The sequence below is a fragment of the Candidatus Alistipes pullistercoris genome (assembly GCF_027665465.1).
Classification (GTDB): domain Bacteria; phylum Bacteroidota; class Bacteroidia; order Bacteroidales; family Rikenellaceae; genus Alistipes_A; species Alistipes_A hominis.
The window spans coordinates 232,113-249,937 of record NZ_JAQDED010000004.1 but is presented as its reverse complement, the minus strand read 5'-3'; the positions used below and the strand labels follow the sequence as shown (position 1 = coordinate 249,937).

Annotated in this window: 13 protein-coding genes; 8 read left to right on the top strand and 5 right to left on the bottom strand. The window is 58.0% G+C overall.

Going from position 1 to position 17,825, the window contains the following annotated elements:
* Positions 1 to 57: 57 nt before the first annotated feature.
* From PGR91_RS08025 to PGR91_RS08010, 4 genes are all read left to right on the top strand, one after another.
* On the top strand, positions 58 to 1,416 hold the full coding sequence (locus tag PGR91_RS08025; protein ID WP_118656200.1) for a sigma-54-dependent transcriptional regulator: 1,359 nt from the start codon (positions 58 to 60) through the stop codon (positions 1,414 to 1,416).
* 10 nt (positions 1,417 to 1,426) lie between these two features.
* Positions 1,427 to 2,725 carry a sensor histidine kinase gene (locus tag PGR91_RS08020; protein ID WP_055204973.1) on the top strand — a complete coding sequence of 433 codons (1,299 nt, stop codon included), beginning with the start codon at positions 1,427 to 1,429 and terminating at the stop codon, positions 2,723 to 2,725.
* Positions 2,726 to 2,940: 215 nt separating this feature from the next.
* Positions 2,941 to 3,912, top strand: a complete 972-nt coding sequence (locus PGR91_RS08015) for a sugar phosphate isomerase/epimerase family protein (protein ID WP_118656198.1) — start codon at positions 2,941 to 2,943, stop codon at positions 3,910 to 3,912.
* 36 nt (positions 3,913 to 3,948) lie between these two features.
* Positions 3,949 to 6,648, top strand: a complete 2,700-nt coding sequence (locus tag PGR91_RS08010; RefSeq protein WP_101572790.1) for an alpha-L-rhamnosidase — start codon at positions 3,949 to 3,951, stop codon at positions 6,646 to 6,648.
* Positions 6,649 to 6,792: 144 nt separating this feature from the next.
* On the opposite strand, the gene PGR91_RS08005 is transcribed toward PGR91_RS08010, so the two are convergent.
* The 4 genes from PGR91_RS08005 to PGR91_RS07990 form a co-directional block, all read right to left on the bottom strand.
* The gene (locus PGR91_RS08005; RefSeq protein ID WP_228385786.1) at positions 6,793 to 7,137 is read right to left on the bottom strand and encodes an MGMT family protein; all 345 of its coding nucleotides are present in this window, start codon (positions 7,135 to 7,137) and stop codon (positions 6,793 to 6,795) included.
* 367 nt (positions 7,138 to 7,504) lie between these two features.
* Positions 7,505 to 8,875 carry an FAD-dependent oxidoreductase gene (locus PGR91_RS08000; protein WP_118656197.1) on the bottom strand — a complete coding sequence of 457 codons (1,371 nt, stop codon included), beginning with the start codon at positions 8,873 to 8,875 and terminating at the stop codon, positions 7,505 to 7,507.
* The gene (locus tag PGR91_RS07995; protein WP_055205151.1) at positions 8,862 to 9,467 is read right to left on the bottom strand and encodes a DUF417 family protein; all 606 of its coding nucleotides are present in this window, start codon (positions 9,465 to 9,467) and stop codon (positions 8,862 to 8,864) included. Before PGR91_RS07995 ends, PGR91_RS08000 begins: the two co-directional genes overlap by 14 nt.
* Positions 9,468 to 9,561: 94 nt before the next feature.
* Positions 9,562 to 10,389 carry a helix-turn-helix domain-containing protein gene (locus tag PGR91_RS07990; RefSeq protein ID WP_118457580.1) on the bottom strand — a complete coding sequence of 276 codons (828 nt, stop codon included), beginning with the start codon at positions 10,387 to 10,389 and terminating at the stop codon, positions 9,562 to 9,564.
* A gap of 146 nt (positions 10,390 to 10,535) precedes the next feature.
* Between PGR91_RS07990 and PGR91_RS07985 the strand changes: the two genes are divergently transcribed.
* Positions 10,536 to 11,588: a hypothetical protein gene (locus tag PGR91_RS07985; RefSeq protein ID WP_055205150.1), complete on the top strand. Its 1,053-nt coding sequence runs from the start codon at positions 10,536 to 10,538 to the stop codon at positions 11,586 to 11,588.
* Here the strand turns inward: PGR91_RS07985 and PGR91_RS07980 are convergent.
* Positions 11,585 to 14,725 carry an ATP-binding protein gene (locus PGR91_RS07980; protein WP_182424232.1) on the bottom strand — a complete coding sequence of 1,047 codons (3,141 nt, stop codon included), beginning with the start codon at positions 14,723 to 14,725 and terminating at the stop codon, positions 11,585 to 11,587. The two genes, PGR91_RS07985 and PGR91_RS07980, sit on opposite strands and share 4 nt — an antisense overlap.
* Before the next feature lie 284 nt (positions 14,726 to 15,009).
* On the opposite strand from PGR91_RS07980, the gene PGR91_RS07975 reads away from it, so the two are divergent.
* The 3 genes from PGR91_RS07975 to PGR91_RS07965 are packed head-to-tail and all read left to right on the top strand — an operon-like array spanning position 15,010 to position 17,742.
* Positions 15,010 to 16,443, top strand: a complete 1,434-nt coding sequence (locus tag PGR91_RS07975) for a GH39 family glycosyl hydrolase (RefSeq protein ID WP_270399319.1) — start codon at positions 15,010 to 15,012, stop codon at positions 16,441 to 16,443.
* A gap of 1 nt (position 16,444) precedes the next feature.
* Complete coding sequence (locus PGR91_RS07970) at positions 16,445 to 17,032, top strand: DUF2284 domain-containing protein (RefSeq protein WP_055204957.1); 588 nt, start codon at positions 16,445 to 16,447, stop codon at positions 17,030 to 17,032.
* Entirely contained in the window at positions 17,026 to 17,742 is a 717-nt protein-coding gene (locus tag PGR91_RS07965; protein WP_101572796.1) for an ATP-binding protein, read from the top strand. The genes PGR91_RS07970 and PGR91_RS07965 overlap by 7 nt, the downstream gene beginning before the upstream one ends.
* Positions 17,743 to 17,825 lie beyond the last annotated feature (83 nt).

Here is a 17,825-nt window from a genome sequence, read left to right as displayed (position 1 = left end):
GGATACTCCGTCGAATATTATTATATTTACCTGAATTTTTAATCGAGAAACAACCGTATGATCCTGATTTGCGACGACGACGCGACCATCCGTTCTTCACTGTCCCTGGTGCTGAAACGCGCCGGCTACGAAGTCGCTTCGGCGGAAAATCCGCACGAAGCGCTCGGCTTCGTGCGCGGGCAATGCCCCGAACTGATCCTGATGGACATGAACTACTCGAAAACCACGACGGGGGAAGAAGGACTCGAACTGCTGCGGAAAACAAGAGTTTTCTGTCCGGACGTCCCGGTCATCCTGATTACCGCCTGGGGATCGATCGGCCTGGCCGTCCGGGGCATCCGGGCCGGGGCTTTCGACTTCGTAACCAAACCCTGGAACAACCTCGCACTGCTGAATACGATCCGAACGGCGATCCAGGTCAACGAAGAGAGTAAAGAACAGGCCCGCCCGGCGGAAAGCACTGCGAAGACGGTATTCCGACGCGAACGCATCATCGGCCGGTCGCCGCTGCTGACGCAAGTGCTCGACACGGCTTCGCGCATCGCACGCACCACGGCGCCCGTACTGATTACCGGCGAAAGCGGCACGGGCAAGGAGCTGATCGCCGAAGCGATCCACCAGAACAGCAAGCGCAGCAAGTCGCCTTTCGTCAAAGTCAACCTGGGCGGAATCTCCCAGTCCTTGTTCGAAAGCGAAATGTTCGGCCATAAAAAAGGCGCTTTCACCGATGCTTTTTACGACCGTACCGGTCGCTTCGAAACGGCCGACAAAGGGAGCATTTTTCTCGACGAGATCGGCGAGCTGGACATGGTCAGCCAGGTAAAACTGCTGCGGGTATTGCAGGATCAGACTTTCGAGCCGCTCGGCGACAGCCGACAAAAACAGGTGGATACCCGGATCATCAGCGCCACGAACCGCAACCTGCAGGGGATGGTGCGCGACGGCTCGTTCCGCGAAGACCTGTTCTACCGGATCAACCTGATCACGATCCGTATGCCGGCCCTGCGGGAGCGTCCGGACGATATTCCGCTGTTGGTCGATCACTTCGTCGGTCTTCAGCGGGAACTGAACGGCATCCGTGCGGTGGAAGTTTCGGCCGAAGCGATCGACTACCTGCAAAAACTTCCCTACCCCGGCAACATCCGCGAACTGAAAAACCTGGTAGACCGGACGATCCTGGTATCGGACAAAAACGTCCTGACCGATCGGGATTTCAAGGCCCAATACTCCGAAATATCGTCCGCAACGGCCGCGTTCGATTCGGTGCATTCGCTGGAGGAAATCGAAAAAAACATGATCCGCAAAGCCGCCGAACAATTCGGGAACAACCACACCAAAATCGCGACGGCGCTGGGACTAAGCCGGCAGGCGCTTTACCGCCGGCTGGAAAAATACGGCATCCGTCTGCCGGAATAAGTCCGTCGCCATGAAATCGAAACGACTTTTCTGGCTGTTGGCCGCACTGGTCTTCGGATCGCTGATTACGACCGGAATCCTGTTTTCCGACACGCACCCTGCCCTGTTTTGGACGATGGAGGGGATTGCCGCGTTGTCCCTGATCCTGTTCGTCTCCCTTTACCGGCGATTGATAAAGCCTTACCATATCCTGCTGAACGGAATGGAACTGCTCAACGAACAGGATTTTTCGAACCGGCTGCGCCTGGTAGGCAACGACGAAGCCAACCGGCTGATCGAAATTTTCAACCGCATGATGACCGAACTGAAAAACGAACGGTTGCAGGTGCGCGAGACCAACCGCTTCCTCGACCTGTTGATCCGGGCCTCTCCGCAGGGCGTCGTCATCCTGGACTTCGACGAACGCATTTCCGAGATCAATCCGGCGGGACTTAGACTACTGAAAATCAACGATATCGAGACGGTCAAAGGGAAAAAGATCGGAGAATCCGATTTCAAACTGGCCGCCGACCTGGCCGGGTTGGAATCGGGGGACGACCTGATCGTGCGCATCCCCGGACAAGCCATTTACCGCTGCGTCCGTTCGTCGTTCGCAGACAGGGGATTCGACCACCCTTTCATCCTGATCGAGGAATTGACCCGCGAGCTGATGCGGATCGAAAAGGCCTCCTACGAACGGATCATACGGATGATGTCGCACGAAGTCAACAACTCGATCGGAGCGATCGGGGCCACGCTGAACGTCGTCTCCGACATTCTGCGGCAAACCCAAGACAGCGACTGGCAGGACGTGCTTCCGGCGGTTTCGGCCTCGTTCGAGCGCTGCGGGAACCTGGCCCGATTCACCAGCAAACTGGCGGACGTCGTACGAATCCCCGAACCCGTGCGAGCCGACCTTTCGCTGAACGAACTGGTGCGGTCGGTCGACGCCCTGACCCGGATCGAATGCCGGAAAAGAAACATCTCCCTGTCGCTGTCGCTCGCCGATCCGGACACGATCATCCGGGCGGACGGCATCCAGTTGGAACAGGTACTGGTCAATATCGTAAAAAACGCTTACGAAGCGATCGGACACGACGGCAGAATCCGAATCGTCACCACTGCGGATCCTCCGTCCGTAACGGTCGAAGACAACGGCCCCGGAATCCCGGAAGAGATTCGGAAGCAACTGTTCACGCCCTTTTTTACAACGAAACCGTCCGGTCAGGGAATCGGCCTGATGTTCGTGCGCGAGGTGCTGAACAACCACCGCATGGCATTCAGCCTCACCTCGCAAAACGGGTGCACCCGATTCGAAATCTCGGTCTGACCGCCCGGACGCACATCTCTCCGGAGCCCCCCCTGCGAACGAAGCGGGTGGCTCCGACAGTCGCAAATCTTGCGGCGCGGTCAATCGCGCCGGACGGGATTTGGTTTTATTCCATCTATTTTATAATTTTACAAGACCCGGAGCGACCTTTTTCCGGGTCGGATCTTACAACCGAAGTACATCGGATCCTATAAAAACTACTAAATTTAAAACCTATGAAAAACAAGTATTCGGTAATTTTAGGCAACCTGGGCAATACCTGCGACCGTTTCTGCAAAAGTTACAAAGACAATCCTTCGACCCTCGAAATGCTGTCGCAGGCGGTTAAGATCCCGCATGTGGAAGGAATCGAGCTGGTCGGCACATGGGACATCGGCCCGGACAACGTCAAAGAGATGAAAAAACGCTTCGCCGATTACGGCGTACAGTGCGTATCGATCATCCCGGACGTTTTCGGCGACAAGGCATACGGGAAAGGCACGCTGACCAGTTCCGATCCGGCCGTCCGGCAAAAAACGCAGGACTACCTGCGCCAGATGAGCGAAGTGGCCCTCGAAATGAACTGCGGCATCCTGAACATGTGGATGGCGCAGGACGGCTACGATTACCTGCTGACCACCGACTACGACCAGAAACGGGAGTGGCTGAAAGAAGGAACCGCCCGGCTGGCCAAAGAGTTCCCGACGCTGAAGTTCGCGCTGGAATACAAGCCCAAAGAGCCGCGCAATTTTTCGTTTCACGCCCGCATGAGCGACACGATCCTGGCGGCCAAAGAGACCGAATGTCCGAACGTCGGCGTCACGATCGACACCGGACACGGATTCGTAGCCGGCGAAAACGTAGCCGAAGCGATCGTACTGGCCAAACGGGCCGGCGACCTGCTGTTCCACATGCATTTCAACGACAACCACGGCGCATGGGACGACGATATGATCGTGGGCAGCGTCCACAGCACCGTTTACGTAGACCTGATCTACTGGCTGAAAAAAACCGGCTACGCCGGGTGGCTGTCGATGGACCAGTACCCGTACCGCGAAAACGCCGTCGACGCGATCGCCGAGAGCATCGAATGGGTAAGGCGTTTCGAAGCGATCGTCGACGATCATTTCGACGAAATAGACCGGCTGGTAAAGCTGAACGACGCGGTAGCGACCTCTCGGTTCATGCGCAAAGCGCTGTTCGGCTAAACGGTAAAATATCCGAAACGATTGAAGAATAACCGAATGAAGAAACAATTGCTTTACGGCATCGGCCTGCTGCTGGCCGGATGCCTCGGAATGATGCAGGCGGCAGGCAGGCAAGCTCCGGCCGCCGACCTGCGGATCGAAGGCCTGCGCTGCGAATACGCGACCGACCCGATCGGACTGGACGTCCGGTCGCCGCAGTTCAGCTGGCGCACCGAATCGCAACGGCGGGGCGTATTACAATCCGCTTACCAGATCGTCGTCGCCCGGTCGCAAGAAGAACTGGCACAGGACAACGGCGTTTGGAACAGCGGCCGAATCGAATCGTCCCGATCGGCGGGCATCCGCTACGAAGGCCCCGCACTCTCGAGCAAGGAACGCTACTACTGGAAAGTACGCGTCTGGACAACCGACGGAGGACAAAGCGACTGGTCGGCGGCGGGATCGTTCGAAATGGGACTGCTCGACGAAAAGGATTGGGTATCGGACTGGATCGCGTACGTACCCGGAAAACCCGGCCGGATCATCTATTTCAAAGGAACGTTCTGCCAGCAGAAAGAGGTCGAAAAAGCCCGGCTGTATATCTCCGGGTTGGGTTACTACGAAATGTACATCAACAACCGCAAGGTCGGCGACCATGTGCTGGACCCGGCCCAGAGCAGTTATGACAAGCGGGTCTACTACGCCTCCTACGACGTAAAAGACTACCTGTCGCAGGAGAACGTGCTGCTGGTAGCCGTCGCCCCGGGCTGGTACGGGATGCCGAAGCTGCGGATGCAGATGGAAATCGCCTACACGGACGGCAGCGCAACGACGCTGACGGCAAACCACCTGAGGGCCGTAACGACCGGCCCGACCGTCTATTCGACGGTCTTCGACGGCGAGTTGTACGACGCGCGCCTCGAAGCGCCCGACATCTACAAGCCCTTCGTGCCGGCCGGCCTGATGAACAAGGACTGGGGGCTGGCCCATATCGCCGACTCGCCCGGCGGGAAAATGGTGTCGCAAAAAATGGAACCCATCCGGGTAGTGGATACGCTGACCCCGAAGATCATCACAGAACCGAAGCCGGGAGTCTACGTTTTCGATACCGAACAAAACCTCGCCGGATGGGCTTCGTTGACCGTCGAAGGGGAGCGGGGCCGCGAAATCACGTTGAAATTCGCCGAAACGCTGTACGACGACGGACTCGTAAACCAGGAGAACCTGCGGAATGCGAAGGCGACCGACACCTACATCCTCAAGGGCGAAGGCGTCGAAACCTGGGAACCTAAATTCACCTACCACGGATTTCGTTACGTCCAGGTCGAAGGCCTGCCGCACGCTCCGAAAGTCGGGGACATCCGGGTAAAAATCGTGCGCAATGCAGTGGCTCCGGTCGGGAAATTCCATTGCAGCAACGAACTGCTGAACCGAATACACCGGATGGTCGTGGCCACCGAAGCGAGCAACCTGCACGGCGTGCCGACCGACTGTCCGCAGCGCGACGAACGGATGGGCTGGCTGAACGACCTGACCGTCCGCATCGAACAGGCGGTGTACAACTTCGACTTCTCGCGTTTCTACGCCAAATTCATCGACGACATCGCCGATACGCAACACGAAGACGGGACGATCACCTGCGTAGCCCCGTACCGCTTCGGAGCGCGGCCGGCCGACCCGGTATCGGCCAGCTACCTGCTGCTCGCGTGGAAATCGTACGAATATTACGGCAACCGGAACATCATCCGCGACCATTATGACGGCCTGAAAGGATGGGTCGATTACCTCGCATCGCGTACCCAAGACGGGATCGTCGATTATAGCTATTACGGCGACTGGTCGCCGCCGACCCAGTTCGCCGCAGCGCCCGGATCGGCCGTATCGCGGGACACTCCGGGCCAGTTGATGTCGACCGGTTACCTGTACTACTGCGCCTCGATGCTTTCGAAAATGGCGGAACTGACCGGCCGCGACAGCGACAAAGCCCGCTACGCGCAGCTCGCCGAACGGACGGCCGAAGCGTTCAACCGGACATACTGGAACGAACAGACCGGCGGATATGCGGCCAATAACCAAGCTGCCAATTCGTTCGCGCTGTTTCTGGGTATCGTCGACGAAACGCGTATCCCGCGGGTCGTGAAAAATCTGGCCGACGACGTCGAAAAACACGACTACCACCTCACGACGGGAAACCTGTGCACGAAATACCTGATGGAGATGCTAACGCGCTACGGCCACGCCGAAACCGCCTACCGAATCGCGACCCAGACGACCTATCCCAGTTGGGGATACATGCTCCAGAACGGCGCGACGACGCTGTGGGAGCGATGGGAATACGCCACCGGCGACGAGATGAACTCGCACAACCACCCGATGATGGGTTCGATCGACTCGTGGTTCTACAAATACCTGCTGGGAATCGTGCCCGACGCCGAACATCCCGGTTTCGACCGGTTCACCATTCACCCCTATGTAGTCGACGACTTGGAATTCGCCGAAGGAGAGTTCAACTCGGTAAAAGGGACGATCCGCAGCGGTTGGAGCAAAAAGAACGGGGTGTTGTCGCTGAACGTAACGATTCCGGCCAATTCGGTCGCTACGGTGTACGTGCCCTCTTCGCGCGTAGGAAGCATCACCGAGAGCGGTAAAAACGCGGCGAAAGCGCCATCGGTACGGTTCCTCGGAGAACAGGACGGCTGCGGCGTCTTCGAAGTGGGATCGGGGGACTATCGTTTCCGGTCAACGCTGAAAAAATAGGCCGGGCCGGAGATCGCGCCGGAAAACGGCGAACGGCCGGACCGAAAGATTCCGGATTCCCGTATACCTTGAAGGTAAAACGGGGATCCGGACTTTTTACGCACCGGGCGACCGGCAAAGCAGATTGCACCTGTTACCGGACATTTAAGGCATTTCGATCTCTTTACAGGGGTCCCAGAAAACCTTCCTCCAACCGACGATCCGGTCGCCGGCGACCTGCACGCCCTCCGATTCGAGCAGTTCCCGCATCCGGGACGGGCTGCCGAAAGCATGACTGCCCGAAAGCCGTCCCTGGCTGTCGACGACCCGGTGGGCCGGAATGCGGGCTTCGCCGCAACTTCCCAGGATACGCCCGACCAGCCGCGCCCAGCCGGGACGGCCCAAAGCGCGCGCAACGGCCCCGTAGGAAGTGGCCCGTCCCCGGGGAACCGCAGCGACGATCTGACAGACCGCCTGCCTCAACTCGCTGAAATCGGATTGCTGCATCATTTTTCCGTATCGTTCAATCGACGGCGATTCGCCGCCTCAAAATTCCGGCGAACCGCTCCGAACCGACATTTCCCGAAAACCGCCGGGCGGCGGATACGCACACCGCTCGATGACTTTCCAAAATCAGATCAATCGTCATAAAAATACACATCCGAACGGTAATATACAAACATTTTTCCGATGGAATGCTCCGATATACCCCGATTCGCACATCCCGCAGCGAACGGCATACGCGAACGAAGGTCGGGACGGAAGACCGGTCCGTACGAAAAGGGAAGCGATCGCCTGCGGACGGCCGCCTCACATCGGAAAACGTTGCGGTTATCGGACTCAGAACCGGCAGGCAAGCCGAAACGTCCGGCGGATTTCAGACGAACAGGTCGTTCAGCGCTTCGCTGACGCTCGGGTGCGTGAAAACGAAATCGCGAAGAAAAGCGGCAGTGCGTCCGGATTTCATCGCCACGGCGACCGTATTGATGACCTCGCTCGATTCGGGACAAAACAGCGTACATCCCAGAATCCGGTTCGTGCGGGCGTCGATCACCGCTTTCAACAGGCCGTCCGTCTCGCCGATGGTCCGCATCCGGGGAATCGAAGCGACGGCTATCCGGTTGACCCGGACATCCAGGTTGTTCCGCCGGGCCGTCTCTTCGGTAATGCCGATGTGCGACAACGGCGGGTCGATGAATACGGAGTAGGCCACCGGATCGCGGTCGCCGGTTTTCCGCACCGCCGCGCCGAACAGGTCGTCCCGGATAATCCGGTAATCGTCCAGCGAAATGTAAGTGAACTGGAGTCCCCCCTTCACATCGCCGATCGCGCGGATATTCGGATTGGACGTCCTCAGCCGATCGTCCACGATGACGGCCCCGCGCGAATCGACCTTTACGCCGGCAGCTTCGAGATTCAGTACTTCGGTCGCCGGCCGGCGGCCCGCAGCGATCAGTACGGCGTCCGCTTCCAGTTCCCCGACCCGGCCCTCCCCGGTCTGCCGCCAGGATACCTTCGCCGCCCCGCCGGAATCGCGCACGGACAATACGTCGGCGCCCGTTCGGAAAACGATCCCCTTTTTCTCAAGAGTCTCCCGGACGCTGTCGGCGACATCCCGGTCTTCCCTCGGCATCAGCACAGGCCCCCCTTCGAACACCGTCACTTCCGAGCCGAAAGAGGCGTACATGGAGGCGAATTCGAGCCCGATGTACCCGCCGCCCACGATCGCCAGCCGGCGCGGCAACTCCTTCAGCTCCATGATCGACGCGCTCGTATGGAGGAAACGGCTCGCAGACAGCCCGTCGATCGGCGGCAGGACGGTCTCGGCCCCGGTATCGATAAAGATGTATTTCGCTTTCAGCACCTGCCTGCCTTCCGCGCCCTCCACCGAAACCTCGTCCGGGGAGACGAACGAGCCGACGCCGGTATAGACCGCGATCCCCGGACGGTCGGCCAGGTTGTGGTAATTCCGGTCGCGCAACGACGAAACGACCTCTTCCTTGACCGCGACGGCCCGGCGGTAAAACTCTTTTTTCCGGTCGAACGGAAGTTCGAGGCGCATGGCCGCCGCTTTCGCCTGGTGTATCAGCGTTTTGGTCGGAATGCATCCGGTATTGATACAAGTTCCGCCGTACATCTTCTCGGAACGTTCGACTACGGCCACCGTCCATTCGCGTTTGGCCAGTTCGACGGCTAAGGTCTTTCCGCCTTTGCCGAAACCGATAATAATCGCATCATAAGTCTTCATCGCCGTTGTTTTTTTGTTCGTTCAATAGCCTTCTGGCCGATTCGGAGAGCAGGATCACCGCCCCGGCCAAAATCGCGATATCTTTGACGACCAGCCTCCCCGCCCCGCTCAGCAGCGGAAATCCGTGCTCCGCCCCGAGGTCGGGAACCCACGCTTCGGGAGTCGTCGCAAGGAACGACAGGGTGCCGACAGTCATCAGGATTGCAAGGATTGCACCAACAAGGCCCGCTTTCGGAAAAAACATGCCGAGAAACGCCAGCACCCCGATCCCCATAATCAGGACGCCCAGTCCGCGCGAGAACCCGTACGTATTGTTCGCCGTATGCCAGTCGCGTTTAGCCGGGTCGAATTCGCCCTCGCGGAGCTTGTAATCCCTGTATTCGGGCGCGGATTTCGTATAGAAGAAGCTCATGAAAGGGCTGTTGGCGACGAAAGGGACGATCCCTTCGGCCTCGTAATTCCAAAATTTCAGGCCGCCGATCCAGACGAAGATCACGAAGATAGCGACACGCATCAGGCCGATGCCCAGTTTCCGGCAGCCGGCAGTCAATCTCAGCGAACCGACGTAAAGTTTTTTGAGTTCCGTCATCATCATTTCTCTTTTGAGGTTTAACGATGATGCAAAGATCCGCCGTTTACGCCGGCCGGTAAATGGCGATTCTGCCGGATGTGTTGGCAATTATTCCCTATTTCCGGCTCCGGTATTCCGAAATGCTTTTCCCGGTCGCCCCTTTGAAGAACCGGCTGAAAGAGGCCGCGTCTTCGAATCCAAGGATACCGGCGACCTCCTTGGCGCTTTTCGAAGTATAGAGCAGCAAACGCCGGGCTTCGGCCTGCGTCCGGTCGCGGATGACCTGCAACGGCGACGGCAGGCCGTAAACGGCGAAAAGATTCGACAGCGTTTTCGGGGAGCGGTGCAGCAGAAGGGCATACTCCTGCACCTGCTTCTTTTCACGGAAGTACCGGTCGACCAGCACATAGTACCGGCGGACGATGTCGAACTGCCGTTCGCTGCCCGCCCCGGCTGCGAACCGTTCCCGCGCCATGCGCGTACAAGTAATGATAAAACGTTTCAACAGAATGCGCAGCATCTCTTCGCGCAGGTTGTCGGCGACGGCGTACTCGGCAGCTATCCGGTCGGTGATCTCATGCAGCGCTTCCGACTGTCCGGCGGTCAACTTCAGCCGCATAACGTCCGACGATCCGTTGAACAGCAGGCCGTTGCACGACACTTCGTCGTCGTGCCCGTAGATGCAGTAAAAATCGCTGTTGAACAGCAACGCCAGATACTCTGCGCCGGACTCCCCGAATTCGATCCGGTGCAACGGAGTGAGCGAAACGATCTCGCCGGCGGCGAGTTGCGTTTCCACATGGTCGATCACGAGAGTTAGCGTCCCGCGCTGCACCCAGATGAATTTATACAGGCTCCGGTCCCGGCGCAGCACCGGATCGGCATGAAAGCTGCTGGTCATCGCGACGACTCCTTTCAGACGGGTGGTAACGCTGTAATCCATAGGGCTGCTGTTTTCCGATAGTAAAGATAAGCATAATCCGCCGATAAAACCGCATCTTTCGGGACAGCGCAACCCTCCGTTGCGGGAAAAACGTCCCATTCGGGCGAAAATGATTACCTTTGCAGTCGTTCCCGAAAAACACGGCTATGAACATTCGCCCCCCCGAAACCCGGCTGTTTGCAGATCCGACGAAAAGAAAAAGATACCTTTTCGCCCTGACAATGATCCTGCTGATGGTAGCGGTCGCCGAACTGTCCGGCGAAAAAGAGATCATTTTCCCGGAAATGGCAGCCCTCACGATCGGCATGTGGATAGTCGACAAGCAGGTATGGCGGGTCAGCCGCGCGCGGATGGTGGCGCTGATGACCGCAGGCGCCGTAGCCGGAGTCTGCATCGTGCGCTACTCGCCGCTGCCGCTGATAGCCGACATCGCGGTTTCGTTCGCCTTTACGGCCGTATGCCTGATGCTGTTCCGCGCTTCGCTGCCCCCGCTGATCTCGGCGGGCATGCTGCCGATCCTGCTTGGCACCGACAGTTGGATCTATCCGGCGGCCGTACTGACGATGACCCTGACCGTAGCGGCCGGGCAACGCCTGATGGAACGGGGCCGCCTGCGGACGGCAGCCGATTTTACGCCGGCTGCAACGGAGTGGAAAAAAGAGACGCTCCGTTGGTTGTTCCTGCTCAGCACGATTCTAGTCGTCGCGGCCGTTCCGGTCTATACGTCGAACCTCTATTTCATTCTGCCGCCGCTGATAGTCACCTACGTCGAATTCGCCGGATCGAAAGCGGGCTTCCGAAACCGGCCGGTTCAGATCTTCCTGCTGCTGACGGCCGCCGCTTTCCTGGGCACGCTGTTCCAGTGGGCCGGGCACGTCCGTATGCAATGGCCCGAATGGGCGGTAGCGCTCGCGGTCTTCACCAGCCTGTTCCTGCTGTTCGAACGCATCGGCAAATTTTTCGCTCCGGCCGGAGCGGTCGCGCTGATCCCGATGATCGTGCCGCAGGAAGACCTACCGCTACTGCCCTTCGAGATCGCCGCCGGCGCAGCCCTGTTTATCGCCGCGGCAATGCTGCTGTTCCAGCAATGTTACCGGTGGCAGCGGGCTCAGTTGATCGTTTGCCTGGTTCCGGTTCCGCTGCGGAAACACCTGAACCGGGACGGACGCCGGATGCGGAAAGCGGTACGGAAATTTTAGATCAGCGTCATCCGGGACTGCAACATGTCCAGTATCTGCCCTTTCAACTGTTTCGCATTGATCGGCTTGGGCATGTAACCGTCGAAACCGTTCTGCATCACTTTCTGCTCGTCCGACGCGAAAGCGAAGGCGGTGACAGCGAGCACGGGCACGTCGGAAGATATTTTACGGATCTCGCGCGTGGCTTCGTAACCGTCCATCACCGGCATATTGAGATCCATCAGCACCAGGTGCGGCCGGTATTGTTCGAATAATTCGACGGCCTCTTTTCCGTTCCACGCATGTACCAGCCGGTAATCGTGCCGGAGAATGGTTTCGAACAGTCTGTAATTACTGTCGTCGTCCTCGGCGATCAGGACGGTCAGTTTGTCTTTTTCGACCGCCACGAGCGGACGCTCTTCCGGCTCGTCCTCCGGCCGGAGCGTGGCCGGCGTATAAGGGATCGTGAACCAGAACGTCGAACCTTTGCCCTCTTCGGACTCCACGCCGATCCGTCCGCCCATGTGCCGGACGATCGTATGGCAGATCGAAAGGCCGAGACCGGTGCCCTGTTCGAAGTGGTTCAGCTTGACGAACCGTCCGAAAACGCTGTCTTTCTTATCCTGCGGAATTCCGCAGCCGGTATCGGTCACGTAACAATAGATCTCCTGACCGCGCAGTTCGTAGCCGAACCGGATACTTCCCTGCTTGGTAAATTTGATCGCATTGGATATCAGATTGATCAACAATTGGGAAAGCCGGTTTCTTTCGGAGCGAATAGGACATTCGGCCAAGGGCCGTTCGAACGCCAGCTCCACCCGATCCGTCTTCAGGCGCATCCGCATCACGCGTTCCTTCTCCTGCATCAGTTCGTTCAGATCGAAATCCGAATAGACGAATTCGAGCGTTCCGGCTTCGATCTTCGACAGATCGAGAATGTCGCCGATCAACTGCAACAACAATGCGTTGTTGTTCTCGATAATGCCGACGTACTCCTGCTTCTCCTGCTCCGAATCGGACAATGCCAGAATCCCCGAGAAACCGACGATCGCATTCAGCGGCGTCCGGATTTCGTGGCTCATATTAGCGAGGAAAGCCGACTTGAGCCGGTTGGACTCTTCCGCCCGGTCTTTGGCCGACATCAACTCTTGCTCCATCTTCTTCCGCTCGGTAATCACCTGCGACGAACCGACCAGCACCAGCGGTTTGCCCGATCCATCCCATGTCTCGACGGCCGCCTGCGCCTCCACCCACTCCTGCCGCCTACCCCGGCCTTCGCCGACGATCACCCGGTACTCCTCCTTCACTTTCGCTACCCGGCCTTCCGCCAAATCCCGGTAAGCGCGGCGCACCCTTTCCCGGTCTTCCCGGCGGATTTTGGCGAAATACTGCGTATCCGGCACGGAAAGCTGTTCTTCCCGGACATCGCCGTCCAGTCCGCCCAGTTCGATCGGCCGGTTCACATCGCACAGAATGGTGCGTTCCCGCAGGTTCCACTTCCACGGAACGATGCTGGCTATCTCCAGGGCCATCGACAACTTCTTGTTCGTAGTGGAAAGTTTCTGCTGCACGTCGTGAAGCTGGGTGCTGTCCAGGCAAAATACGTCTATAATTCCCGGCATATGCGAACAGCACAGCACCACCTCGTAGAACGTGTCGATCGACTTAAAATAGTAAGTAAAAGTAATGCTCCGCCGTTCGGCGATCGCGATCCGGATAAAATGCAGGAATTCGGGCATCGACTCGGGAAAAATTTCGCTTCCCTTCTTGCCGATAATTCGCTCCTTGGGATAGAACGACCGTTCGAAAGACCGGTTCACGTCGCAGAACACGGTATCGACCGGATCGCCGGATTCGTCCAGCACTACACGCTCCTGCATGTATATGATCGGCATGTTGTCGAACAAGTTCGTATAGTTTTCACCGATCTGGATCTCCCGCAGTTGCGCCTTACTGAGTTTTTGTAACATGCGGTTGCGCTTCGACTGAAAAAGAAGCAGGGCGACGACGAAAAGAACGACCGTCCCGAAAAGGACGTACTTGTACTGCTCGAAAAAAGAGGGAGGCCGGTTGTAAACCACCGCCCCTTTCGGCGTATCGGCCAGAGAAAACCCGTTGCCGACCAGCGATTCGTAATTGAACGTAGGAATGCCCCGCGGAAAATAAAACGGAATATCCCGCGGCTGACGACCGGCCAGCACCCCGGAAATGGTTTCGATCAACTTTTTATTGAACGCTTCTTGACTGTAAACGAAACCGCCGACGATACCGTTGGAATCCCTGATCCCCGACGGATGCAATGAAAAAAACGGCAGGGCGAACGTGGTGATTCCCCGGTAAGCGTCCGTCATCAGCACGGTATTGCCCACGAAGTTTTTTTTATACCACCAGGACGAATAGAGTACGCCCGTGGTTTTCCTGTCGATCGTTTTCAAAGAATCGAACAACTGCCCGGTCGTCATGTCCGCCGCGGAAAAATAACGGTAGCTTAGTTCCGGATTATCCGTCCGCATCAGTTCGGAGAGTTCCTGTTCGTCCTGCCGGTTGATATACAAGTCGTCGCCCAGGAATACCAGCTCTTTCATTCCCGGAATCATCCGGCGCATCAGATCGACGCTCTGTCGCAGAAAAACGGGCGTTTGCAAGACCGTCAGGTTGTACTCCGAAACCAATTCGGACAACGGGGTTCTCAGATCGGGCGGAATCGGATTTCGCTTCAGATACAGACTGTCCGTTCCCACATACTCCTTGTCCGCGCAAAAAAGGATCGGAATGTCGCCCCAGTGTTTTTTTACATCTTCCAACAATATCTTCGCCGGGTTCCCGATCAACAGCAGCATCCGGGGCGGGTGTTCCCGGTAATTCGCGAACAGCCTCCGCTTGAACTCGGTCGCCAGCGTATCGTTGTCGATCAACAACATGTTCATGTATTCGGAATACACGTTCAGGTTCTCGATCCCGGCGGCCATGTTGATGACAGGAATAATGATGTCGTTGCTCCATGCGGAGGCCTCGGCATAAACGCTGACGACCAGCATATAATCGGTTCCCCGACCCTGCTGTTTTCCGAATCCGGGAAAAACCGCGAGCAGGCAAAAAACAAAAAGCAATCCGCCCTTTATCGGGCGAAACAAACGGACATCAGGCCTATCTATCATAATAAACTATATACAAACCATTTAACATTCAACTTCATTGTTCGCGCACAATATGGCATACAAATATAATATATACCTTTTATTCCTGCAAAACGCACGATACGAGTTTTTTATAATCCACCGGAAGCGTGCCGCCCGGGTGTTCGGGCGCAATAAAGTCGGAATATGTTTTAAACGGGTTTTCTCCATACAAAATTTCCGTAAAAGCCCTATCGCTTCGGTTTCGCGGAACGAATGAAATTCCATATCTTTGCGACAAATCCGGAACAATGAAAAACCGCCGCATGGAGAAGAAGACGATCCTGAAATACCTGCTCGCCGTTCTGGCGTGCACCGGATTCGCAGCCGCCGCACGGGCAGCCCTGCAGGACGCCGTTCCCGGGGAAGACCGGCAGACGACGATCCGGGTCTATCCGAGAGAGTCCGCCGGAAAGATCAAACCGGTGAACGGCGGCAACCTGGCCCCGCCGCTCGAAGACGAAGAGATGCCCGGATGCAACCTCCGCGAAGCGTTCGCCGGAATGCACATCCCGATCACGCGGCTACACGACGCTCCGCTGGAGAATCCCGGCATGAGACTGGTCGATCTTCCGCTGATCTTCGCGAATCCCGAAGCGGACGCGGAAGATCCGGACAACTACTATTTCGCCCAGACGGACGACTATATTGCGAATTGCATCGCGTGCGGCACGGAAGTCTATTACCGGCTGGGAACCTCGATCGAGCACAGCGTCAACAAATATTTCGTGCACCCGCCCGAAGACGTGCGAAAATGGGTCGACGTCGCATCGAACGTCATCCGTCACTACACGGAAGGAAAATGGAACGGGTTCCGTTACGACATCCGTTACTGGGAGATATGGAACGAACCCGATCTGGGCCCGAAAATGTGGACCGGGACGTTGCAGCAGTTCAACGACTTCTATGCGCAGGCGGCGACCGAACTGAAAAAACGCTTCCCGCACCTGAAATTCGGCGGGCCAGGGCATTGCGCCTTCGGCGAACAGGCGGTCAGGGATTTCGCAGGGAACTGCGCCCGTCACAAAGCGCCGCTGGACTTCTACTCGTTCCACTACTACTCGCCCACCGATACCGAATTACTGCAAATGGCCGTAGACGCACGCCGGTATCTGGACGAATGCGGCTATCCCGAGACGGAGATCCACTTGAACGAATGGCACTACAACCCGTACGGCGGAGCGCTGTGGAACATGGGCCCGGCGGAGCAGAACGAAGCGATCCGGTTCATGCGCGGACTGGAATCGGCGGCTTTCCTGAACACGGTGATGATCGGCTGGCAGGATACGCCGCTCGACAAAGGATTCTACTACACGGTCACCACGACGCGCTGGGGCGTATTTGAAAACCGGACGCCGGTCAAAACTTACTACGGCATGAAAGCGTTCGGCGAGTTGACCGCCTATCCCGAACGGGTACGCACCGAAACGGACGGTATGCCCGCCGGAAGCCGCGTGCTGGCCGGCACGGACAGCCTGGGCAACATGGCGATCCTCGCCGCCTGCTGGAAATCGGGCCCCCGCGAGTTCACGCTGGACATCGATGGCATCGGGAAATTCGCCCGAACCGAAGTATTCCTGCTCGACGAAACGCACGACCTGAGCCGGGTGTTCGAAACCGGGCGGACGGCAGGTCCGTTGAAGATCGGGACGGTTTCCGACTCGGGCGTGATCCTGATCCGGCTTTCGAAAAACGACTGACATGTACCGAACCGAAGAGACCGCCGCGACGATCCCGGCCGGGGAGTACGTCGCCCGCTACCGGAACGCTGAAAAATTCATCGTATTCTGCCAAGCATGTTCCCGCTACGGCGCCTGCTGGGCCTGTCCGCCGCACGGATTCGATGCGGACGAATACCTGTCCGGATACCGCACGGCGTTGATCATAGGCACACGGATCATCCCCGAGCCGTCCGCCCGCGCCGAATGCGCGACGCCGGAACAAGGCCGGCAGGCGGGACAGCGGATGATCGTCGAAGTCCGGCGGACGCTCGACGCCCGGCTATTGGAACTCGAACGGAAATATCCGGGCAGCCGCGCTTTTTATGCCGGAACCTGCCACCTGTGCCCGGAAGGGACATGCGCCCGGAGCGAAGGCCGGCCGTGCCGCTATCCCGACCGGATACGCCCTTCGCTGGAATCCCTCGGTTTCGACATCGGGAAAACCGCGTCGGAACTGCTGGGCATCGAACTGAAGTGGAGCGAACCCGGATCGTCCGGACTGCCCGAATATTTCACACTGGTCAGCGGCTTTTTCTCCAGCCGCCCCGCAAACGACGGATCATGGTAAGCGGGAAGCGCGAAAAAGCCGTTTTCAACTGGAGCGGAGGAAAAGATTCCGCGCTGGCGCTGTACAAGGCGCAACAGAGCGAAGCCTACGAAATCGTATCGCTGCTGACGACCGTGAACCGCGACAACGCGCGCTCGTCGATGCACGGCATCCCCGTCGGACTGCTTCGTCGGCAGGCCGACAGCATCGGCCTGCCGCTCTACACGATAGACCTCGCGCCGGACGGCACGATGGAGAACTACGAAGAGGCGATGGCGGCGGCGGTCGGACACTTCAGGGATACGGGCGCCGATCGTTTCATTTTCGGAGATATTTTCCTGCACGACGTGCGCTCCTACCGCGAAAAGCAACTGTCGCCCTACGGCATCACGGTCGTCGAACCGCTGTGGGGCAAATCTTCCGCGGAAATCATGCGGGAATTTCTCGCCTCGGGCCTGCAAACCGTGATCGTCACGACGACCGCCGACCGGCTCGGCCGCGACTTCATCGGGCGGCGAATCGACGAAACGTTCGTACGGGACCTGCCCGACGGCGTCGACGTATGCGGCGAAAACGGCGAGTACCACACATTTTGCTACGCCGGCGGTCCGTTCCGCACGCCCGTGCAGTTCGCGCTCGGCGAACCGTTGCAGCGCAGGTACCCGGTCAAACTGGACGACGGCACGGTAAAAAACTACGCCTACTGGTTCGCCGACATCCGGGAAGGCTGATCCGCCCGCGCGCACCTACCCTATCGTTCTCCCTCGCCGGCAACAATACCTACCTCCGGGTATTGCTTTAAACGGACGATTTT